The sequence below is a fragment of the Bradyrhizobium sp. WSM4874 genome, from assembly GCF_055811835.1.
Genome location: NZ_JBVVPR010000012.1, coordinates 137,141 through 156,599, shown reverse-complemented (window position 1 = coordinate 156,599; position 19,459 = coordinate 137,141). Strand labels below are relative to the sequence as shown.

The following is a 19,459-nucleotide window of genomic DNA, read 5'->3' as shown; positions in this document are numbered from 1 at the left end:
GTAAGCGGAACCGATGGCCGAGACCTACCCAGCACCCCGTTTTGGAGCTCCTCGCGAGCCGAAATCCCCGGTGAATCCGGGCAGCCGGCTCGTATCCATGTTCGACATCGCCACGGCCAGCCACGTCCGCGCGGTCGCCTTCCTGCTGCTGTGCGCGCTGCTGTTATTCCTGCCGGGCTTCTTCACGATTCCGCCGGTTGACCGCGACGAGGCACGCTTTGCGCAGGCCACCAAGCAGATGGTCGAGAGTGGCGATTATGTCGATATCCGCTTCCAGGAGGACGTCCGCTACAAGAAGCCGGTCGGCATCTATTGGCTGCAATCGGCCGCGGTCGAGACGGCATCGGCGCTCGGTCTGCCGCGGGCCGAATTGCGGATCTGGGTTTACCGGCTGCCGTCGCTGATCGGCGCCATCGGTGCCGTGCTCATGACCTATTGGGCGGCGCTCGGCTTCGTCACGCGGCGCGCCGCGGTGCTTGCGGCACTTCTGATGTGTGCTTCCGTGCTGCTCGGGGTCGAGGCGCGGCTTGCGAAGACCGACGCGATGCTGCTGTTCTGCGTGACCGCTGCGATGGGCGCGATGGCGCGGGCGTATCTGTCGTGGCAGCGCGCCGAGGACGAGACGCATCCGCCCTGGAGTTGGCCTGCGATCTTCTGGACGGCGCTCGCTGTCGGCATCCTGATCAAGGGCCCGCTGATCCTGATGTTCGCAGGTCTGACCATTGTCGCGCTCGCGATCCAGGACCGCGATGCCTCCTGGCTGTGGAAGCTGCGCCCGCTCTGGGGCCTGATGTGGATGCTGGTGCTGGTGCTGCCCTGGTTCGTCGCGATCTTCTGGCGCGCGGGCGATGCCTTCTTCGCCGATTCCGTCGGCGGCGACATGCTGAGCAAGTTGGGCGCGCAGGAATCCCACGGCGCGCCGCCCGGATTGTACCTTGCCCTGTTCTGGATCACGTTCTGGCCCGGCGCGCCGCTCGCGGCGATGGCGGCGCCCGCGGTCTGGCGCGCGCGGCGCGAGCCCGGCGCGCAGTTCCTGCTGGCCTGGCTGGTCCCGTCCTGGATCGTGTTCGAGGTGGTGCTGACCAAGCTGCCGCATTACGTGCTGCCGCTGTACCCCGCGATCGCGATCCTCACCGCGGGCGCGCTCGAGCGGCGGGTGCTGTCGTGGTCCTGGCTGATGCGCGGCTCGGCCTGGTGGTTCGCGATCCCCGTTGGCGGCTCGATCATCGCGGTCGTCGGCGCGGTGATGCTGACGCGGCAGCCGGCTTTCGTGGCCTGGCCGTTCATCGCGGCCTCGCTGATCTTCGGTCTGTTCGCCTGGTGGCTTCACGACAACAACCACGCCGAGCGATCGCTGCTCAACGCGCTGGTCGCAGCCCTGATGCTCGCGGTGACGGTCTACGGCATCGTGCTGCCGTCGCTGACGCCGCTGTTTCCTAGCATCGAGATCGCACGCGCGCTTCGCAACGTCACCTGCGTCGGCCCGAAGGCGGCCGCGGCCGGTTATCACGAGCCGAGCCTCGTCTTCCTGACGGGTACGCAGACGTTGCTCACCGACGGTTCGGGCGCGGCGGATTTCCTGCGGCAGGGAAGCTGCCGTTTCGCGCTGATCGAGCAGCGTTCGGAGCGCGGCTTCGTGCAGCGCGCCGAGGCGATCGGGCTCCGCTACAAGGTTGGCACGCGCATCGACGGCTACAATTTCTCGCAGGGGCGTGCGATCTCGATCTCGATCTTCCGCTCGGAAGGCACCGAGTAGGATGTCGGCACCAACCGACATCGCGCCGCGCGCGAGCTATCCCGCGCAGTTGCTGACGCTGTCGGGGCGCGCCCTGGCGCAACTCGTGCGCTCGCCCTCGCATTCGCGCCGCGCCGAGGCCGCGCGAAAGCTGGCGCGGCATTCGCTGTGGCTCAGTGCGATAGGTGCAGCCCTGGTCATCGCGCTGATGGTCGCGTTCGACCTGACCGAGATCCAGCTGATGCCGGCGCGTGGCACGCCGGGCCTGTGGCCGATCCGCATCCTCACCGATTTCGGCAAGGACGAGTATGTGCTCTCGGTGCTCGGGGGCGTGCTGGTGGTGCTGGTGCTCGTTGCGGCGGGATTGCACGGCACAAGCCGCGCGTTGTTGCTCGGCCTCGGCACGCGGCTGCAGTTCATGTTTCTGTCTGTTGCCGTGCCCATATTCGTCGCTGAGATCCTGAAATATCTCATCGGTCGAGGACGTCCGTTCGTCGGCGGCAAGGCCAATCCGTTCAACTTCATCCCGTTCGAGGGGACGGGGGCCTATGCCAGCCTGCCGTCGGGTCATGCGGTGACGGCGTTCGCGCTCGCGTTTGCGGTCTCTGCGTTGTGGCCTCGCCTGCGCGTGTTCATGTTCACTTACGCGATCGTGATCCTGCTGACGCGACTGGTGCTGCTCGCGCATCACCCGAGTGACGTCGTGGCCGGCGCCCTGGTCGGCATGGTGGGAGCCTTGGCGGTGCGCTACTGGTTCGCGGCCCGCAGGCTCGGCTTTGCCATCCGTGCCGACGGCACCATTGTGCCTCTTGCGGGGGCGGTCTCGGGCCGTCTCAAAAGGGTTGCCCACGGGGCATCCGCCCCATAAAAGCGGCTGCCTGCCGGGACCCTCGGTTCCCGAGCCAAGCCAATTCCAACCACGAGCTTTCGATTTGTCGTCGCCCCAGCCTTCGGTTTTCCAGCCCTCGGTTTCCATCGTCGTTCCCGTGCGCAACGAAGCCGACAACATCGTGCCGCTGATCGAGGAGATCGGCGCGGCGCTCGACGGCCGCTGGGCATATGAGATCATCTATGTCAATGACGGTTCGACGGACGCGACCGGCGAACGGCTCGGCGCGGTCATGAAGCAGCGGGACAATCTGCGCCAGTTGCGCCATGCCAAATCAGGCGGCCAATCCGCGGCGGTGCGCAGCGGCGTGCGTGCGGCACGCGGCGCGATCGTGGCGACTCTCGACGGCGACGGCCAGAACAATCCGGCCTTCCTGCCGGACCTGATCGCGGCGGTCGAAAACGGAAGCAAGGTCGGACTTGCCGCAGGACAACGCGTCGGCCGCAAGGATACCGGCTTCAAGAAGTTCCAGTCGCGCGTCGCCAACGGCGTCCGCAACGCGATCCTGAAGGACGGTACGCGCGACACCGGCTGCGGCCTAAAGGCGTTCCGGCGCGAGGTGTTCCTGATGATGCCCTATTTCGACGGGCTGCATCGCTTTCTGCCGGCGCTGGTGCGCCGCGAGGGTTTTGAAATCGCCTATGTCGACGTGATCGACCGGCCGCGACATTCCGGCGTGTCCAATTACGGTTTCTTCGACCGGCTGTGGATCGGCATCATGGATCTCGTGGGCGTGTGGTGGCTGATCCGCCGCAAGAAGCCGACGCCGGATGTGACTGAGGTGAATGCATGATCATCCAATACGGTCAGGCGCTGAGCAACTATTTCTACGACGTCTTCGTCGCCAAGTTCGACTTCTGGCTCGCGTTCGGCCTCGTCGCGCAGTTGTTCTTTACCGCGCGCTTCCTGGTGCAGTGGATCGCGAGCGAGCGTGCCGGCAACAGCGTGGTGCCGATGGCGTTCTGGTTCTGCTCCATGGGCGGCGGGCTGATGACGCTGGTCTACGGCGTCGTCAAGCGTGAGCCTGTCATCATCCTCGGCCAGTCGCTCGCGACCATCATCTATATCCGCAATATCATGCTGATCGTGAAGAACCGCGGCCGCGCCTCGAAGACGCTGGAGCGCTGATCCACGTTAGCGCGGCAGCGCCGACGCTGCGCCCGACGCGGGCAGGGCGGCGGTCTCCGTCTCGCGCCTGCGATGGGGCTCGCCGGCCGCGTCGAGCACGGGATAGGCGACCGAGCAGATATGCGAATGGATGCGGCGCAGGTCTCGCAGCACGTCGAGATGCAGCGACGTGGTCTCGATAGTCTCGGGACGACCCTCGCGCAGCCGGTCGAGGTGGCGCTCGACGGCGGCAAGCTCGGTGTTGCGCAGCGCCGTCTTCTCCACCAGCAGCTTGCGCGCCTCGTTGGCGTCGCCCGACATGAAGACGCCGAAGGCGATGCGCAGCGAATCCATCGTGCGCTTGTGGAAGGCAGCGAGCTCCTCGGCGCCCTCGGGCGAGAACTGAAAGCGGCGCTTGATCTTCTTGGTCGCGAGCTCGCTCAGGCTCTTGTCGATGATGTCGCCGATATGTTCCAGATTGATGGCGAAGGAGATGATCTCCATGGCGCGCCGGCCCTCGCTCTCGTCGAGGCTGCCCCGCATGAGTTTGGTCACGTAGAGCTTGATGGCTTCGTCGAGGCCGTCGACGATGTTGTCCATCTTCGAGACCTGGTCGACCAGCGCGCGGTCGCCGCTCATCATCGCCGCCATCACCTTGCGCAGCATGATCTCGACCAGATCGCCCATGCGCAGGGTTTCGCGGCCGGCATCGGCCAGCGCCAGCGACGGCGATTCCAGCGCGGTCTCGTCGAGATAGCGCGGCCGGGCCGGATCGGGCTCCTGAACACGATCGGGCAGGAGCCGGGTCAACAGGCGCGACATGGTGTCGAGCAGGCCGATGAAGATCACGGCCGTGCCGACGTTGAAGGCGATATGAAACGCCGCCGTCATCCTGGCGAGATCCGGCTGCCAGGCGTGCATGTGCTCGGCGATCGGGCTCAGGAAAGGCAGCACCAGCGCGATCCCGATCACGCGGTTGACGAGATTGCCCACGGGCAGGCGATAGCTGGCGGGATCGTCACGCTTGGCGCCTTCGAATACGGGATTGATGGCGCTGCCGAGATTGGCACCAAGCACCAGTGCGAGCGCGGCGTAAGGCGAGATGAACTGCGAATAGGCGAGTGACATGATCAGCAGCACGCTGGCGACGCTCGAATGCACCGCCCAGGTGACGAGCGCCGCGATCACGATGCACAGAACGGGATCGCCGGTGATGGAGGACATCACGACGCGGACGCCCGGCGCGTTCTCGGCCGGCGCCAGCGTGTCGAGCAGGATGTGCAGCGACAGCAGCATCAGTCCGAGACCGATCAGGACACGTCCGATGTCCTTGATCCGAGAGCGCGGACCCGCGCGGAAGGCGACCAGTCCAAGCACGAACAGGACCGGCGCAACGGCGGCGATATTGAACGACAGCACCTGCACGATCAACGTCGTGCCGACATTGGCGCCGAGCATGATGGCAAGCGCGGTGACCAGGCTGAGCAGGCCCTCGGCTGCGAACGAGCTCGTGAGCAGCGCGGTCGCCGTGCTGCTCTGGAGCAGCGCGGTCAGCCCGAGGCCGGCGGCAAACGCGTTGAAGCGGTTACCAAGCGCCTTGCCGAGCAGCCGTCGCAGGTCCGGGCCAAAGGCGCGCAGAATCCCGCTGTGGACCATGTGCAGGCCCCACAGCAACAGCGCCACGCCGCCCATCAGATCGAGCAGTACCAACGTTCCCATGCTCCGTGTCCGGATGAGAGTCGATTGGTGAGGCTAGCGCCAATTGCTTGAGGTTCAAACCATTTGTTGGCGCATCGGCGTTAACGTTTGCGGCAGCTGCACGTTCCCGCGGCGCGCGTTGGCGCGTCCGCCGGCGCGCGATTGCCGCGTCCCGAGGCGCGATGCCTTGTGAGCAGGCTCACATTGCTGCCTTGAGGGCAGCGAAGCCGCGATCAAGATCCGCCTTGAGATCGTCGGTGCTCTCGAGACCGATGTGCAGACGCAAGGTAAGCCCGCCCGGTGCCCACTTGGTCGCGGTGCGATAGGCGTCGCAATCGAAGGGAATCACCAGGCTCTCGAAGCCGCCCCAGGAGAAGCCCATGCCGAACAGCTTTAGCGTATCGAGCATGGTGTCGACCGCCTTCTGCGGCGCCGGCTTCAAGACGATGCTGAACAGGCCCGACGCGCCCGTGAAGTCGCGCTTCCAGATCGCATGGCCTGGATCGGTCTCGAGCGCCGGATGCAGCACACGCGCGACCTCGGGACGGCTCGCAAGCCAGCGCGCCATGTCGAGGCCGGAGCGATGATGGTGCGCCAGCCGCACCGACAGCGTACGCAGGCCACGCAGCGCCAGGAAGACGTCATCGGGACCGGCGCAGACGCCGAGCAGGCGGATGCCTTCGGCGATCTGAGGCCAGGCCTTGGCATTGGCCGAGATGGTGCCGAACATGATGTCGGAATGGCCGCCGATATATTTGGTGGCGGCCTGCATGCTGATGTCGACGCCCTGTTCGAGCGAACGGTGATAGAGCGGCGTCGCCCAAGTGTTGTCGTCGATGACGAGCGCGCCGCGCGCATGCGCGACCTCGGCGATGGCGCGGATGTCGGGCATCTCGAACGACTGCGAGCCGGGCGCTTCGACCAGCACCGCGCCTGTGTTGGGCTTGAAAAGCTTGTCGATGCCGGCGCCGATCATCGGATCGAAGTAGGTGGTCTCGACGCCGTAGCGGGTGAGCATGCCGTTGCAGAAATTGCGCGAGGGCCGATAAACGTTATCGCAGACCAGGATGTGGTCGCCGGCCTTCAGCACCGAGAGCAGGGTGGTCGAGATCGCCGACAGACCCGACGGCACGATGCCGACGCCGGCGCATTGCGGCCCCTCCAGCGCCATCAGGGTGTCCTGGAACGCACGGGTCGTCGGCGTGCCGTGCCGGCCGTACTGGAACTCGCCGCGATGGGCGTGCAGGTCCTCGGCGCTCGGGTAGAGCACGGTCGAGCCGTGGAAGACGGGCGGGTTGACGAACCCCTTCTGCGCCTTGGTGTCGCGGCCGGAGGTGACCAGCCGGGTTTCGGCGTGCTGCTCGGAGGGGTGTGAGGAATCCATGCGTCTGCTTTCAAAAGCGCGTTTCCAGTAGGCGCTCTGCGCCCGTGGGCTGGCCGAAAGGCCGCTGTCGTTAATAACAGAACACAGAAGAGTCCCGTCAACCCCTTGACCCGGCACGCCAGTCGTTCTGTTATCGCAGTGCTATTCAGTCGCCGCATGTTGAGGGGCCTGCCGCGACCTTCGATCCATCGCTTGACCGGACCATGCGCCACAGCCGTAACGGCGGGCGCTTTCGGCGGGGATTAAGGTAGGGCCTCCCGGGATCGGCGGGTGATCGGCAAGGTTTTCCAGCATGACTCTTGCAAGGCTGGTCTTGATACGGCTAGCCCTGGCAGAGACGATCGCAAAGACAACGTTCCTGACCTTGAGACGACTTTGAAAGGCCCAAAGCCCATGAAACGCGTAACCCTGGCTCTCACTCTCGCACTCGCCGCCGGCCTGACTGCCCAAGCCGCCGATGCGCAAACGCTCAAGACCGTCAAGGACCGGGGCATGCTGTCCTGCGGCGTCAGTCAGGGCCTGCCCGGCTTCTCCTCGCCGGACGACAAAGGCAACTGGACCGGGCTTGATGTCGACGTCTGCCGCGCGATCGCCGGGGCGATCTTCAACGATCCGACCAAGGTCAAATACGTGCCGCTGTCCGCCAAGGACCGCTTCACGGCGCTGCAATCCGGCGAAGTCGACGTGCTGTCGCGCAACACCACCTGGACCATCTCGCGCGATACGTCGCTTGGCGCCAACTTCACCGGCGTGACCTATTATGACGGGCAGGGCTTCATGGTGAAGAAGTCGCTCAAGGTGAACTCGGCGCTCGAGCTCAACAGCGCCTCGGTCTGTGTCCAGACCGGCACCACGACCGAGCAGAATCTCGCCGACTACTTCAAGGCCAACAACATGAAGTACGAGGTGATCGCGTTCGGTACCAACGACGAAACGGTCAAGGCCTACGAGGCCGGACGCTGCGACGTCTTCACCACCGACCAGTCGGGGCTGTACGCCAACCGCCTCAAACTTGCCAATCCCGGCGATCACATGGTGCTCCCGGAAATCATCTCGAAGGAGCCGCTCGGACCAATGGTGCGCCACGGCGACGACCAGTGGTTTGACATCGTGAAATGGACGCTGTTTGCGCTGGTCACCACCGAAGAGCTGGGGGTGACCGCGAAGAACGTCGACGAGAAGACGAAACAGGAAAATCCGGAGCTGAAGCGCGTCCTCGGCACCGACGGCAATTTTGGTGAACAGCTCGGCCTGAGCAAGGACTGGGTGGTGCGCATCGTGAAGGCCGTCGGCAATTACGGCGAAGTGTTCGACCGCAACGTCGGCGCGGGCTCGCCGCTTGGTATCAGTCGGGGTCTCAACAATCTCTGGAACAAGGGCGGTCTCCAGTACGCGCCGCCGATCCGCTGACCCCGCCTGACCCGCGCTCGCGGCGATGAGCATCGAGGCTCGCAAACCCCCGCCCCAGATCGCGCTGAAGATCAGGCGCGTGCTGGGGGGCAAGACAGGCTGGAACGGCATCGCCGTCCAGTTTGCCTTCGCTGCGGTCCTGGGCTGGATTGCCTATGAAATCGTCTCCAACGCCCGCGCCAACCTCGAGAACCAGCACATTGCCGCCGGCTTCGGTTTCCTCGCGAACAACGCCGGTTTCGACGTCAATCAGACGCTGATCTCGTATACCGGCTCGGACACGTTCCTGCGCGTGTTCCTTGTCGGGCTCCTCAATACGCTCGTGGTCTCGGTGGTGGGCATCGTGTTTGCCACCGTGATCGGCTTTATCGTCGCACTGTGCCGGCTGTCTCCCAACTGGCTGCTCGCGCGCGTCGGCGAGATCTATGTCGAGATCATCCGCAACCTGCCGCTGCTGTTCCAGATCCTGTTCTGGTACCTGGCGGTGCTCGCGGCCTTGCCCAATCCACGACAGAGCATTTCGCTGCTCGGCATCGCCTTCGTCAGCAATCGCGGTCTCGTCATTCCCCGCCCGATCGGCGAGAGCGGCTTCGAGGCGTTTCTTGCCGTGCTGGCGCTCGGCATCGTGGCTTCGCTGGCGCTGCGCATCCATGCGCGCCAGGCGCTGTTCCAGCGGGGGCAGATGATCCGGATCTGGCCCTATGTGCTGGGCCTGTTGTTCGGACTGCCGCTCATCACCATGCTGGTAGCGGGTCTGCCCTTCAGCTTCGAGCTGCCGCAGCTCAAGGGCTTCAATTTCGCCGGCGGCTCGCGGATCATCCCGGAGTTTGTGGCGCTCACGTTAGCCTTGTCGACCTATACGGCTGCCTTTATCGCCGAGATCGTGCGCGCGGGCATCCTCTCCGTCCACAGCGGACAGATGGAGGCTGGATCGTCGCTGGGACTGAGCCGCGGCACTACGCTCCGCCTGGTCGTCGTGCCACAGGCGATGCGCGTGATCGTTCCGCCGCTGACCAACCAGTACCTCAATCTCACCAAGAATTCGTCGCTGGCCGTCGCGATCGGCTATCCTGACCTCGTCTCCGTGTTCGCCGGCACGTCGCTGAGCCAGACCGGGCAGGCCATCGAGATCATCGCCATGACGATGGGCGTCTATCTCCTGATCTCGCTGATCACCAGCGCCGTCATGAGCGTCTACGGTTGGCGCGTCAGCCGGAGTCTCGGCGCATGAGCGATATCACCTCGTCCAGCTTCGTTCGCCAGGATATTCTCGGTGAGCGTCCCGCGCCGGTGAAGACCACGGGCTTCATCGGCCTGATGCGGACGCGCCTGTTCAACTCGCCGACCAACATCCTGCTCACGATCGTCGGCGCCTTGCTGCTATGGTTCACCATCATCCCTTCCGTCAGATTCCTGATGATCGATGCAGTCTGGACCGGCAAGGATCGCACGGCCTGCCTCGCCGAGAACGCCGGCTTTGCGGTCGGCGCCTGCTGGCCCTACATCCAGGCCAAGCTGCCGCAACTGATCTACGGCTTCTACCCCGAAGCCGAACGCTGGCGGGTCAACCTCACGCTCGTCCTGTCAGTGGTCCTGTTGGTGCCGTTGCTCATTCCGCGACTGCCGTCGAAAGGATTGAATGCAGGCCTGTTCTTCTTTGCGTTTCCGGTGGTCGCATTCTTTCTGCTCCACGGCGGCGGCATCAAGGGATTTGGCCTGAGCTGGACCGCTGACCTGCTGCAATTGTTCGACGACAGCATCATCGGCGCCGGGCAGGCTCTGCTCAGTCTCGGCAAGACGTCCACTGCCGCACCGCTGTTGTGGGTCGTCGGCAATGTCATCGTGCTCGTGGGCAACCTGATCTACTGGCTGATCTTTCCGCTGACTTGGCTGCGAGATCAGCTGCAGGGGACAGGCCAGTCGGTCTGGGCCGATTTCGCCATCACCGCCGCGATCGTCTCGCTGATGGCCTTCGTTCTCGGCGGTGGCCTCCGCACCGGGGGGCGGGCCCTGACATCCAGCATCGCCACCTTTGTCGCCATCGCAACCGTGATCAAGCTGATGGGGCTCGATCACGGCGGACTGCCGATCGTGCAGACGAACCTTTGGGGCGGACTTCTGGTGACGCTGGTGGTCTCCGTCACCGGCATCGTCACCTCGCTGCCGATCGGCATTGCGCTGGCGCTTGGCCGCCGCTCGACCATTCCGCTGATCCGGATCTTCTCGATCGCCTTCATCGAGTTCTGGCGCGGCGTGCCGCTGATCACCGTGCTGTTCTTCGCCACCTACATGCTGCCGCTGTTTCTGCCGGGCAATTTCACGGTCGACGGGTTGGTGCGTGCGCTGATTGGAATTTCGCTGTTTACGGGCGCCTATCAGGCCGAGAACGTCCGCGGCGGGCTGGCTGCGATCCCGCGCGGGCAGGGCGAGGCGGCCGCGGCATTGGGGCTGTCCTGGTGGAAGACGACCTCGCTCATCGTGCTGCCGCAGGCGCTGCGCCACGTCATTCCGAATCTCGTCAACAGCTTCATCTCGCTGTTCAAGGACACTTCGCTGGTCTCGATCGTGGCGCTGTTCGATCTCCTGGGCTCACTGCGGGCGTCGTTCTCGGATCCGAAATGGTCGTCGCCGTCGACCGCGTTCACCGGGTTCGCCTTCGCCGGGATCATCTACTTCATCTTCTGCTTTGGAATGTCGCGCTACTCGCTCTTCGTCGAGCATCGCCTCAACGCTCACCGGCGCAACTGATCGAGGTCACCATGTCCGACCCCATCGTCAAGATTTCCGGCCTGAACAAATGGTACGGCGAGTTTCACGTGCTGCGCGACATCGACCTTGCGGTCGAGAAGGGCGAGCGCATCGTGATCTGCGGCCCGTCCGGCTCGGGCAAGTCGACGCTGATCCGCTGTATCAACGCGCTCGAGGAGTTTCAGGAAGGCGAGATCGTCGTTGACGGCATTGAGCTCGGGCCGAACCTGAAGCACGTCGATGCGGTGCGGCGCGAAGTCGGCATGGTGTTCCAGAGTTTCAACCTGTTTCCGCACCTGTCCGTGCTGGACAATTGCACGCTGGCGCCGATCTGGGTGCGCAACATCCCCAAGAAGGACGCCGAGGCCGCGGCAATGAAGTTTCTGGAGCGGGTCAAGATTCCGCACCAGGCCAACAAGTTTCCGGGACAGATGTCCGGCGGTCAGCAGCAGCGCGTCGCGATCGCCCGCGCGCTGACGATGAACCCGAAGGTGATGCTGTTCGACGAGCCGACCTCGGCGCTTGACCCCGAAATGGTCAAGGAGGTGCTGGACACGATGGTCGACCTCGCTGAGGAGGGCATGACCATGCTGGTGGTCACCCACGAGATGGGCTTTGCCCGCGAGGTCGCCAACCGCGTCGTGTTCATGGACGCGGGCCAGATCATCGAAGCCAATACGCCCAAAGAGTTCTTCGCGGCCCCGCAGCACGCCCGCACAAAACTGTTCCTGAGCCAGATCCTGCGCTGAGCACCTGCAATCCGGTGGCGTCGCTGGTCCAACCGACCCGCCAGCTTGGCACCATGCGAATCGGCCAGCCTCTTTTCGGGCCATACTCCGGAGAGAGACTTTGCAGAGCAGCGCCGGCGCGCGCGCATTCCAGAACGCGCGATTGCAAAAGAAATTGAAGAAGCAGGCGGACGCGGTCATGTCCGCCGCGGTTCAGGCACTCGGGCAGGGCAGATATGCGGAGGTCGAGACACTCTGCCGTCGGATTCTGACGGGGGTTCCGGATCATTTCGACGCCGCGCACCTGCTCGGCTTGCGCGCGTATGATTGTGGGCGGCTCGAGGAGGCGCAACAACTGCTCGAGCGCGCGACCGTGCTCGGTCCGCGTTCGCCCGATGCCCATGGCAATCTCGGGGCAGTGTATTTCAATCTCCAGAAGTTTCAGGACGCTCGCGCATGCCAGGAGAAGGCCATTGCGCTGAAGCCGAATTCTCCAATTGCCTTGACCAATCTTGGCAATACGCTGCTGCACATGGGCCTCGCCGGGCAGGCTATCGAGCTGCACGATCGCGCTATCAAGCTGAAGCCGGACTATGCCGATGCATTTTGCAATCGTGGCATGGCGGAGCTGATCGAAGGCCAGTTCCAGCGCGCCAAGGAGAGTTTCGATCGCGCCCTCGCGTTCCAACCGCGTCACGCGGAAGCGATCGCGGGCAAGGGCATGGTGTGCATCGAGCTCCGGCACTACGAAGAGGCGGCCGTAGCCGTCGCGGCAGGGCTCGCGATCAAGCCGGATTCGCCGAAGATTCTGGCGCAGCGCGGACGGCTCAATCTCGATCTGTCGCGGCTGGAGCAGGCGCTTGCGGATTTCGATGCGGCGCTGGCGCTTTCACCGAGGCTCGAAGTGGCCTTGCAAGGAAAGGCGCAAGTCAACATTCTCAAAGGCAACACGGCCGGGGCGATTGCTGCGGTCAAGACCTTGCTGGAGGAAAATCCACGGTCGGACATCGGGATTGCGCTCCTGGCTTCCTGCTATGCGAGCCAGGGTGACATCGTGACGGCGCTCGAACATCTCGATGCGGGGCTGGCAATTGCGCCTGATTATGCGGACTTGATCGGGCGCAAGATTTTCTTTCTGGACTATCTCTCCGACGCCGATTTCGTGGTTCAGCAGGCCGCACGAAAGCAGTGGTGGGACGCAATCGGCTCGAAGTTGCAGCAAGGAGCGTTGGCGCCCCGCACGCTCGATCCGGACAAGCGGATCTTGATCGGATATGTCGCTTCCGAATTCAGGAACCACTCGGCAGCGTTCGCTCTGTTGCCGGTGCTGCGCCATCACGATCACGCCGGGTTCGAGATCGTCTGCTATTCGTGTTCGCCGTTACAAGACGACATAACGCACGAGTTCAAGTCGATGGCGGACGTCTGGGTCGACGCCTGGCAGATGTCGGACGACGAGCTGGCCGATCGCATTCAGGCCGACAAGGTCGATATCCTGATCGACGTGTCCGGGCACACGACCGGCAACAGGCTGCATGTTTTCGCCCGCAAGCCGGCCCCGATCCAAGTCTCGGGGTTTGGCCATGCTACAGGCACTGGCCTTCAGACCATGGACCACGTGCTCGCGGATCCCATCTTCATTCCGCAATCGGCGCGCCATCTGCTGGCTGAAAAGGTCTACGACCTGCCGTGCCTGATCACGATCGATCCCATCCTGGATGTGCCGCCTTCGGAGCCTCCCATGCTCCGCAACGGTTATGTGACCTTCGGCGTGTTCAACCGCATCTACAAGATCTCGGACGAAGCCATCCGCGTGTGGTCGAAAGTGATGCGCGAGGTGACGGGTTCGAAGATCATCATCAAGCATACCCTGCTGGACGATCCCATGCTGCGCGACAATTTGGTCGCACGTTTCGTGGCACAGGGCGTTGCCGAGGAGAATGTCACGTGCCTGGGCTCGACCCCGCGCCACGAGCACCTGCGGGCGTTTGCGAAGGTCGACATATCGCTCGACACGTTCCCGCAAAACGGCGGCGTCAGCACCTGGGAATCGCTCTATGCGGGCGTTCCGGTCGTAGCCAAGCTCGGCAACGGCGCCTCATCGCGTGCCGGCGGTTCGATCGTGGCGGCGGTCGGTCTCGACGACTGGGTCGCCGAGGATGACGAGGGCTATGCTGCGATCGCCTGCAAATATGCGGCGCAGCCGGCGCATCTGGCGAAGTTGCGCGCGGAGTTGCCGGCCCGGATCGCCGCGTCCCCGGCCGGCAATGTCGAGATCTACACGCGCGAGGTCGAAGCGGCTTACCGCCGGTTCTGGCGCGACTATTGTGCTGCGGCCTCGGAAGGCGGCGACGTGGCGTAGGGGACCTGCAGCGCCGGCCCGCCAAACCCCGGGAAATCCCGGGATCTCGCGGCGCCAGCCGACCAGATGGCCAGGCTTGCGAATCAGTTAGACTCTGCAAGGGCCATCCTCCGGAGAGACACCTTGCAGAGCAGCGGCGGCGGCGCGCGCGCATTCCAGAACGCGCGATTGCAGAAGAAATTGATGAAACAGGCGGATGCCGTCCTCTCCGCCGCGGCTACCGCCTATGGCCAGGGCCGATACGCTGAGACCGAAGCACTCTGCCGAGATATCCTGAAAGCGCTGCCCGATCATGTCGACGCGATGCACCTGCTCGGCATGTGCGCGCATGACGGCCGCCGCCTAGAGGAGGCGCAACAGCTGCTCGAGCGCGTGATTGCGCTCGAACCGCGCCTGCATGATGCCCACAACAATCTCGCGACCGTGCATTTCGACCTCGGCAATTACGAGGCGGCGCGGCGGTGCCAAGAGAGGGCCATCGCGCTAAAGCCGAATTTTGCGGTGGCGCTGACCAATCTCGGTAACACGCTGATGCATCTGGGCCAGTACGAACAGGCGCTCGAGCTGCACGAGCGCGCCATCAAGATCAAGCCGGATTATGCTGACGCGTTCTGCAATCGCGGCATGATCGAGATTGTGCTTGGACAGATCATGCGCGCCAAGGAAAGCTTCGACCGTGCCCTGCTGTTTCAGCCCCGTCACGCCGAGGCCATCGTCGGCAGCGGCATGGTCAGCATGGAGCTGCGGCACCACGACGAGGCGGCGGCCAAGCTTGCCACGGCGCTGGCGATCAAGCCCGGCTCGCCGCGGATCCTGGCCCAGCGCGGGCGGCTCAGTTACGAGCTGCAGCGCCTGGAGCCGGCGCTTGCGGATTTCGAGGCGGCGCTTGCGATTTCCCCCAAGCTCGAACTGGCCCTCCGAGGGAAGGCCCAGACCTGTCTCGTGATGGGAAGGACCGCGCAGGGAATGGCAGCCGCAGCGGCTTTGATCGAGCACAATCCGCGCTCGGAGACAGGGCTGGCGCTGATGGGCTTCTCCTATTCGAACCAGGGGGACATGGACGCCGCGATCGAATATCTCGATCGCGCGTTGGCGGTCCGGCCGGACTATGGGGATGCGATCAGAGGAAAGATCTTCCTGGAGGACTACCGCGCCGAGGCCGATTTTGTGGTCCAGCAGGCGGTGCGAAAATCCTGGTGGGACCAGATCGGCTCCAAGCAGCCGCGAAGGGAGTTGCCGAAGCGGCCGCTGGATCCGGAAAAGCGGATCGTGGTCGGCTATGTCGCTGCCGAATTCCGACAGCACTCCGCGGGGCTCACGCTGCTGCCGGTGCTGCGCCATCATGATCACACCAAATTTGAAATCATCTGCTACTACTCTTGGCCGGGCGCTGACGAGTACACCGCCATGTTCAAATCATTGGCGGACGTCTGGGTCGATGCCTGGGGGCTTTCGGATGACGAGCTCGCCGATCGTATCCAGGCCGACAATGTCGACATCCTGATCGACGTTTCGGGCCACACGACCGGTAACAGGCTGCAGTGTTTCGCGCGCAAGCCGGCCCCGATCCAGGCCACTGGCTTCGGACACGCGACGGGCACGGGCATGCCGACCATGGACTACGTGCTCGCGGATCCCATTTTCATTCCGCCCTCGGTTCGGCATTTGTTTGCCGAGAAAATCCACGATCTGCCGTGCCTGATCACGATTGAACCCGTCTCGGATCTGCAGCCTTCCGAGCTGCCGATGCTCCGCAACGGCTACGTCACCTTCGGCGTGTTCAACCGCATCTACAAAATATCGGATGATGCGATCCGTGCGTGGACACGCATCATGCGGGAGCTGCCGGGATCGAAGATCATCCTCAAGCATGGTCTGCTCGATGATCCCTTGCTGCGCGATAGCCTGATCGCGCGTTTCCTGGCGCAGGGCGTGATCGAGGAGAACATCACCTGCCTCGGCACCACCTCGCGCGACGACCATCTGGCGGCTTTCGCCCAGGTCGATATTTCCCTCGACACGTTCCCGCAAAATGGCGGCATCAGCACCTGGGAATCTCTCTACAAGGGCGTCCCCGTCGTGGCCAAGCTCGGCATCGGTGCCTCCTCGCGTGCCGGCGCCTCTATCGTGACTGCCGTCGGCCTCGGCGACTGGGTGGCCGAGGATGACGATGGCTATGTCGAGATCGCCCGCAGGTTTGCGTCACAGCCCGAGCATCTGGCGAAATTGCGCGCGGAATTGCCGGCCCGGATCGCGGCTTCGCCCGCCGGCAATGTCGAGATCTACACGCGCGAGCTCGAAGCCGGTTACCGCCAGTTCTGGCGCGACTATTGTGCCGCCGCCTCGAATGACGCCGACGTAGCGTAGGCGAGGCCTGCGTCGAGCACCGGCATCTTCCGGGGATTGCCGGGCCGCCTAAACCGGCGGGCTTAGCCGCGAATCAGCTAGAATCCTCCCGGGCATCCTCCGGAGAGAATCCTTGCAGAGCAGCGGCGCCGGCGCGCGCGCGTTTCAGAACGCGCGGTTGCAGAAGAAATTGAAGAAGCAGGCGGACGCGATCATCTCGACCGCGAATGCTGCCTATGGCCAGGGCCGGTATGCGGAGACGGAGACACTCTGCCGCCAGATCCTGAATGAACTTCCGGAGCATTTCGGGGCCTTGCACCTGCTTGGCTTGGGCGCGTTCGCGGGCCGACACTTCGAGGCAGCGAAACAGGCCCTCAAGTATGCCGTGACGGTCGACCCGCGCTCGGCACAGGCTTTTTCCGATTTGGGAGCCACGCATTTCGCACTTGGCGAATATGACGACGCGCGTACATCCCTGGAGCGGGCCATCGCGTTGAAGCCGAGCTTCCCGATGGCCTTGGCCAATCTCGGCAATACCTTGTTGCACCTGGACCGCGTCGAGCAGGCCATCGAAATGTACGATCGCGCGATCGGGCTGAAGCCCGATCATGCCGATGCGCTCTGCAATCGCGGCTTGGCAGAGCTTGCGCTGCGCCAGCTTGATCGCGCCAAACAGAGCTTGGAACGCGCACTGTTGTTTCAGCCGCGAAACGTGGAAGCACTCGTCGGCAAAGGTTTGGTCAATATCGAGCTCAAGAACTTCGAAGAGGCCAAAGGCGCGCTGGAGGCGGCGCTCGCGATCAGGCCGGGCTCGGCGAAAATCCTGGCGAACCGTGGACGCCTCAATCTTGAGACGTCGAGGTTGGAGCAGGCGGCGGCGGATTTTGACGCGGCCCTTGCGCTTGCGCCCAAACTCGAAGTGGCCTTGCAGGGGAAGGCACAAGTCGCGCTCGCCATGGGAAATACGGCGCAAGCGATTCTGGCCTGCACCACGTTGCTGGAGGAATATCCACGCTCCGCGATCGCGATGGCGCTGCTGAGCGCTTGTTTTGCAAACCAGGGAGAGATCGCATCGGCGGTCGAGCTTCTCGATGCGGCGCTGGCTATTGTGCCGGATGCCGCCTTGATCGGGCGGAAGATCTTCTTCCTCGACTATCTCTCCGACGCCGATTTCGCGGTTCAGCAGGCCGCACGAAAGCAGTGGTGGGACGCAATCGGCTCGAAGTTGCCGCGACGGACTCTTGCCCCCCGGCAGCTCGATCCCGACCGGCGGATCGTGGTTGGCTATGTGGCTGCCGAGTTTTGGTACCACTCGGCAGGGTTCACCCTGTTGCCGGTGCTCAGTCGTCACGATCACGCCAAATTCGAGATCATCTGCTATTCGTGCTCGCCGGTAAGAGATGAGATGACCGCCGCATTCAGGTCCTCGGCGGACGTCTGGGTCGACGCCTGGCAGATGTCGGACGACGAGCTCGCCGATCGCATTCAGGCCGACAAGGTCGACATCCTGATCGACGTGTCCGGGCACACGACCGGCAACAGGCTGCATGTTTTCGCCCGCAAGCCGGCCCCGATCCAAGTCTCGGGGTTTGGCCATGCTACAGGCACTGGCCTTCAGACCATGGACCACGTGCTCGCGGATCCCATCTTCATTCCGCAATCGGCGCGCCATCTGCTGGCTGAAAAGGTCTACGACCTGCCGTGCCTGATCACGATCGATCCCATCCTGGATGTGCCGCCTTCGGAGCCTCCCATGCTCCGCAACGGTTATGTGACCTTCGGCGTGTTCAACCGCATCTACAAGATCTCGGACGAAGCCATCCGCGTGTGGTCGAAAGTGATGCGCGAGGTGACGGGTTCGAAGATCATCATCAAGCATACCCTGCTGGACGATCCCATGCTGCGCGACAATTTGGTCGCACGTTTCGTGGCACAGGGCGTTGCCGAGGAGAATGTCACGTGCCTGGGCTCGACCCCGCGCCACGAGCACCTGCGGGCGTTTGCGAAGGTCGACATATCGCTCGACACGTTCCCGCAAAACGGCGGCGTCAGCACCTGGGAATCGCTCTATGCGGGCGTTCCGGTCGTAGCCAAGCTCGGCAACGGCGCCTCATCGCGTGCCGGCGGTTCGATCGTGGCGGCGGTCGGTCTCGACGACTGGGTCGCCGAGGATGACGAGGGCTATGCTGCGATCGCCTGCAAATATGCGGCGCAGCCGGCGCATCTGGCGAAGTTGCGCGCGGAGTTGCCGGCCCGGATCGCCGCGTCCCCGGCCGGCAATGTCGAGATCTACACGCGCGAGGTCGAAGCGGCTTACCGCCGGTTCTGGCGCGACTATTGTGCTGCGGCCTCGGAAGGCAGCGAGGGCGCCTGACTCTGCCTGCAGGCCCCAAATTGCGAAGGTCAGGTTAGTCCTCCGGAAACCATGCACCGGCGCGCGACCGTGCCGGTTCATGGCTCCGAAAGCTATGTCTGGGCATATGGCGCCAAAAGGGTGCGCCTATGCTCGGTTTCGTGTTCGGCTTGAACGCCCGGCTCGGGCGATTGCATTTCTTCCTCGCCACGGTCGCGCTTGCGATCGTGATGACGGCGATCTGCTTTGCAATCGCAATGGCCGTGCTGAACAACACCTCGCCCGGCGCGATCCGGCCTGAAGACCTCACCAAGAGTTGGGCGATGATCGCCGCGATCGTCTTCTTCGGAGTTGCGACGTTCACGCTGCAATCGATGCGCATTCGCGACGTCGGCTGGGATCCGGTCTGCGTGGTGCCTGCCTGGTTCGCGCTCATGATCGTCGACCATGTCGTGGCGGGCCGGTTTCCGGCTTGGGCGATCGGGCAGGAGCACCAGGCAACGGCGGTCGGCGCGCTCGTCAACCTCGCGCTGATGCTCGCGCTCGTGTTCTGGCCGAGCGGCGACAGCGAAGGCTCCTACGGCGCTCCCGTCCCGCCGCGCACGCGCGCGACCAAGCCCTCGCTATCGAACGACCGCCTCGCGCGGGTGTCGCAGGGATCGTCTCGCTCGAACTGGAGCTAGACGGCCGGCTTCCGGA

14 protein-coding genes are annotated in these 19,459 nt (G+C 64.0%); 12 read left to right on the top strand and 2 right to left on the bottom strand.

All coding sequences use genetic code 11. From position 1 onward, the window contains the following. Positions 1-13: 13 nt before the first annotated feature. The 4 genes from AC0L3P_RS15390 (at position 14) to AC0L3P_RS15375 (ending at position 3,752) form a co-directional block, all read left to right on the top strand. Positions 14-1,756 carry an ArnT family glycosyltransferase gene (locus AC0L3P_RS15390; protein WP_473302584.1) on the top strand — a complete coding sequence of 581 codons (1,743 nt, stop codon included), beginning with the start codon at positions 14-16 and terminating at the stop codon, positions 1,754-1,756. 1 nt (position 1,757) lies between these two features. Next, positions 1,758-2,603, top strand: coding sequence for a phosphatase PAP2 family protein (locus AC0L3P_RS15385; RefSeq protein WP_473302582.1), 846 nt, complete (start codon positions 1,758-1,760; stop codon positions 2,601-2,603). 64 nt (positions 2,604-2,667) lie between these two features. After that, the gene (locus tag AC0L3P_RS15380) at positions 2,668-3,417 is read left to right on the top strand and encodes a glycosyltransferase family 2 protein (protein WP_473302580.1); all 750 of its coding nucleotides are present in this window, start codon (positions 2,668-2,670) and stop codon (positions 3,415-3,417) included. Continuing rightward, positions 3,414-3,752 carry a lipid-A-disaccharide synthase N-terminal domain-containing protein gene (locus AC0L3P_RS15375; RefSeq protein ID WP_275172619.1) on the top strand — a complete coding sequence of 113 codons (339 nt, stop codon included), beginning with the start codon at positions 3,414-3,416 and terminating at the stop codon, positions 3,750-3,752. Before AC0L3P_RS15380 ends, AC0L3P_RS15375 begins: the two co-directional genes overlap by 4 nt. A 6-nt stretch (positions 3,753-3,758) precedes the next feature. Here AC0L3P_RS15375 and AC0L3P_RS15370 read toward each other — a convergent pair whose 3' ends face one another. Both AC0L3P_RS15370 and metC read right to left on the bottom strand, forming a co-directional pair. Beyond that, the gene (locus AC0L3P_RS15370) at positions 3,759-5,450 is read right to left on the bottom strand and encodes a Na/Pi cotransporter family protein (protein ID WP_473302576.1); all 1,692 of its coding nucleotides are present in this window, start codon (positions 5,448-5,450) and stop codon (positions 3,759-3,761) included. A 178-nt stretch (positions 5,451-5,628) separates the two neighbouring features. After that, the gene (gene metC / locus AC0L3P_RS15365) at positions 5,629-6,813 is read right to left on the bottom strand and encodes a cystathionine beta-lyase (RefSeq protein ID WP_473302574.1); all 1,185 of its coding nucleotides are present in this window, start codon (positions 6,811-6,813) and stop codon (positions 5,629-5,631) included. 393 nt (positions 6,814-7,206) lie between these two features. Here metC and AC0L3P_RS15360 point away from each other — a divergent pair, with 393 nt between their 5' ends. The 8 genes from AC0L3P_RS15360 to AC0L3P_RS15325 all read left to right on the top strand — a co-directional run bounded on the left by AC0L3P_RS15360 (position 7,207) and on the right by AC0L3P_RS15325 (position 19,443). Beyond that, a complete protein-coding gene (locus AC0L3P_RS15360) occupies positions 7,207-8,223 on the top strand; it encodes an amino acid ABC transporter substrate-binding protein (RefSeq protein WP_354054481.1) in 1,017 nt (338 codons plus the stop codon). Between the two features lie 25 nt (positions 8,224-8,248). Beyond that, entirely contained in the window at positions 8,249-9,454 is a 1,206-nt protein-coding gene (locus AC0L3P_RS15355) for an amino acid ABC transporter permease (RefSeq protein WP_275172615.1), read from the top strand. Beyond that, a complete protein-coding gene (locus tag AC0L3P_RS15350) occupies positions 9,451-10,971 on the top strand; it encodes an amino acid ABC transporter permease (protein WP_473302567.1) in 1,521 nt (506 codons plus the stop codon). The genes AC0L3P_RS15355 and AC0L3P_RS15350 overlap by 4 nt, the downstream gene beginning before the upstream one ends. Positions 10,972-10,982: 11 nt before the next feature. Beyond that, positions 10,983-11,720 carry an amino acid ABC transporter ATP-binding protein gene (locus AC0L3P_RS15345; protein WP_247286117.1) on the top strand — a complete coding sequence of 246 codons (738 nt, stop codon included), beginning with the start codon at positions 10,983-10,985 and terminating at the stop codon, positions 11,718-11,720. Between the two features lie 100 nt (positions 11,721-11,820). After that, the gene (locus tag AC0L3P_RS15340; protein ID WP_473302565.1) at positions 11,821-14,061 is read left to right on the top strand and encodes an O-linked N-acetylglucosamine transferase, SPINDLY family protein; all 2,241 of its coding nucleotides are present in this window, start codon (positions 11,821-11,823) and stop codon (positions 14,059-14,061) included. Between the two features lie 123 nt (positions 14,062-14,184). Then, entirely contained in the window at positions 14,185-16,428 is a 2,244-nt protein-coding gene (locus tag AC0L3P_RS15335) for an O-linked N-acetylglucosamine transferase, SPINDLY family protein (protein WP_354210343.1), read from the top strand. 112 nt (positions 16,429-16,540) lie between these two features. Next, a complete protein-coding gene (locus AC0L3P_RS15330; RefSeq protein WP_473302560.1) occupies positions 16,541-18,781 on the top strand; it encodes a tetratricopeptide repeat protein in 2,241 nt (746 codons plus the stop codon). Positions 18,782-18,909: 128 nt separating this feature from the next. Continuing rightward, positions 18,910-19,443 (top strand): DUF805 domain-containing protein, encoded by a 534-nt coding sequence (locus AC0L3P_RS15325; protein WP_473302557.1) that lies wholly within the window; start codon positions 18,910-18,912, stop codon positions 19,441-19,443. Positions 19,444-19,459 lie beyond the last annotated feature (16 nt).